Here is a 3,026-nt window from a genome sequence, read left to right as displayed (position 1 = left end):
AGAAAGCTCAGAATTTAGAGCAGGCGATCGCTTGTTACCAAGAAGCACTGAAATAGGACTTACGCACTGTACAAATTCATCGTGATGTGCATTAACGATGCTCCCGGAAGTTTTCAGGCTTTTCTTATATTATCGTGCGATCGTCAATAGACCATGCTGTAGGGGCACAGCAATGCTGTGCCCTTACGAAAGATGTGGTTTTTAAACTTCTCCATATATGGTATTTCTTGTCAATGCGTAAGTCCTAAACTTCTTCTTAAGAACTATAGCTTATATACTCTATTGCTGCTATGAGATATATCTGTTTGATAAAGGCAGGGGAACAAAGGGACAAGGAGAATTGGGGACAAGGAAAAAGATTTATTGCAAGTTCTCACCTCTTGTCACCTTTTCCCCGCCCTCCTGCTCCCCTGCTCCCCTGCTCCCCTGCTCAAGAGCTTTTTCACGCTCTGGCTTAGTTATATTTGATTGAGAGCAACACAGATCAAAGGGTAGCTGGTTAAAAGACTAAAATAAAAACGAAATTTTACAAAATATTTAAAATATATTCAGTGTTTTTACGTGTATTTCTGGGGGATTTTCCCTGAAATTCCAGAGAAATTACGGTTTATGTATACTTACCGACAGGATATTCTAAATTAAGTTAGTTAATTATCTGAATATAAAGAAGATAAAGTAGCCAAAAATAATCAGGCTGGGTCATTTTAGAATATCCTAAGTATCTCACTACCTATGTAGCAATTTGCTTAATTATAGCGGTAACTTGGCCATCTCCCATAGAAAAGGGCTATAACAGGTGAGAGAAAGTATTCATACAAGATTTGTCAATTATCAAGCTGGAGCAACACAACTAACGGTGAAGAATATGCCAACAGGTTGGGTGCAAAAACAATGGAGTTATTATCCGAGGGCGTGCCAAGAATGAAAAAGCCTTTATCGTCGCCGCCACATTATATAGATGACATAGATCGACTACAACCTTACCAAGTCAAGCTGATGCAGCATCAGGAAGAACCTGCCCACAAGTTGGTACAAAAGATTAACCAAATCATTGCCAATAGCTCCGCTATGGCCTTGATGCTGCAAGATATTGCCCAATTGTTAGGAGTTGTCTTTCAAGTAGATTGTTGCTGCTTGGTTTCAGTAACGGGTGAGGCATCCGACGAAGCGACTAGTAGTAATTGGTGTGCTGATGAGTATCTAGCGTTACCACACCCAGAAGAGATGTTTTCGATGGAACAGTTGCTTATGCACTCGCCAGTGCTGCAATGTGCTGCTGAACCATTGACTATTGAAGATATTTCCATCATTCAGAACAGTCTGGTAATTGGGTGTCAATATTTGCCACTACCGATAAAAGCAGTTTTGGCAATTCCTACCCGCTTTGGTGGCAATAATAATGGGGTGATTAGTCTGATTAAATTCCAACCCTATGATTGGAGTGAATCAGAAAAACAACTGCTAAAAGAGGTGGAGTCGGCTTGCGCGATCGCTTTTTCTCGCGTAGCACAAGCTCAACTAATTGCTCATCAACAACAGTATCTGCAAAAGAGCAATCAGTATCAAAGCTTGATCAAGCAATTAACCATACTGAATCGTAGCAACTTGGAGCTTAATCAAATGCTCCAGTTAGTTATTGCCTCTACTGCCGAATCTCTACAGGCAGATCGGGGTTTGCTTATACTACTAAAATATACAGACCCACTATTTAGGACTCAAGCTAAAAAACAAATTCCTAAAGCGAAAGCGAGAGTGGTTGGTGAATGGGCTAAGGAAACACAAATTTCCCGAACTACTAAACCAGATATTTTAGAAGATCAGTCTTTCTTGCTTTCGGAGTGTGGTTTATGCCAGCGTACTTTCATAGATTCTGCCAAACCAGCAATCTTTGATAATTACACAGAGCAAAATGATACTTCGTCAGCTGCTCCATTATTTGCAATAGAGCAATTGCCTGCGGTGTTATTAGTGCCATTAGAGAGTCAAGGTAAAATCTTAGGATTTTTGGTGCTACAGCAAGCTGTTACTCGCAGTTGGCAAGCAGCAGAATTAAATCTTGTGGAACTGGTTTGTGCTCAAGTAAGTAACGCCATAATTCAGTCACAGACATTACGCCAAGTGCAAACTTTGGTAGATGAGCGGACGGCGAAACTACAGAGTAGTCTGGAACTCCAGGCAAAGTTGCATGAAAGAACCCGACAGTATGTTGAGCAACTGCGGAAACTCAATGAACTCAAAGATGAATTTATGAGTAACATGAGCGATCGCTTGCGCTATCCTTTGACAAACATGCTGATGTCAATTCGGAACTTACGTTTGCCAGGAATACCACCAGAGCGTCAGGTTCGATACATGGATATCCTAGAGCAGGAATGTACAAAGGAAATCAAATTGATTAATGACTTGTTGACACTCCAGAAATTAGAATCGCCTCACGAAGCCCCGCAATTAGAATCTATAAATTTAAATACTAGAATCCAGAATATAGCAGCATCTTTCGAGAAAAAACTCGCAGAGAAGGGATTAAAGATTTCTGTAGATTTACCAGAGGAATCGCTAAAACTGCAAACTGAACTGGAAAGTTTTGACCGCATCTTGCAAGAATTGTTAACAAATGCCTGTAAATACTCAGAGCATGATACAATTGTCCGCCTTGAAGCCTCTCACCAAGTTGATCAACAAATTGATCAAGTTATCATGAAGGTGACGAATACAGGACATGCCATCTCTCAAGAAGAAACGACCTACATCTTTGACAAGTTCCGTCGCGGAAAAGGGCGTTGGACTCCAGGGACTGGCTTGGGACTTGCTTTAGTCAAGTCTTTAGTGCAGCATCTGAATGGAGCGATCGCAGTTGAAAGTCTCCCAATTTCGGATTCTAAACGGAGCGAAATTTGCTTCACCCTGACTCTGCCCCAATTTTCTGACGAAAGCAAACCATAATTCTGAAAGTGACTAAACAACAGAACACAACAGAGAACTTTGATCTCCAGTCTCTTAGTGATGACATCAACCTCGAAGGGGAT

Annotated in this window: 1 protein-coding gene; it reads left to right on the top strand. The window is 41.0% G+C overall.

Annotated features, from left to right (window positions below):
• Nucleotides 1-921 precede the first annotated feature (921 nt).
• On the top strand, nt 922-2,943 hold the full coding sequence (locus LC574_RS33550) for a GAF domain-containing protein (RefSeq protein ID WP_229457907.1): 2,022 nt from the start codon (nt 922-924) through the stop codon (nt 2,941-2,943).
• Nucleotides 2,944-3,026 lie beyond the last annotated feature (83 nt).

The sequence above is a fragment of the Nostoc sp. CHAB 5715 genome, from assembly GCF_020829685.1.
Taxonomy (GTDB): Bacteria; Cyanobacteriota; Cyanobacteriia; order Cyanobacteriales; family Nostocaceae; genus Nostoc.
This window is presented reverse-complemented; position numbering and strand designations above follow the sequence as displayed.

Coding starts and splice junctions, on each gene's coding strand:
- LC574_RS33550 (WP_229457907.1), top strand. CDS start 922: ATGAAAAAGCCTTTATCGTCGCCGCCACATTATATAGATGACATAGAT.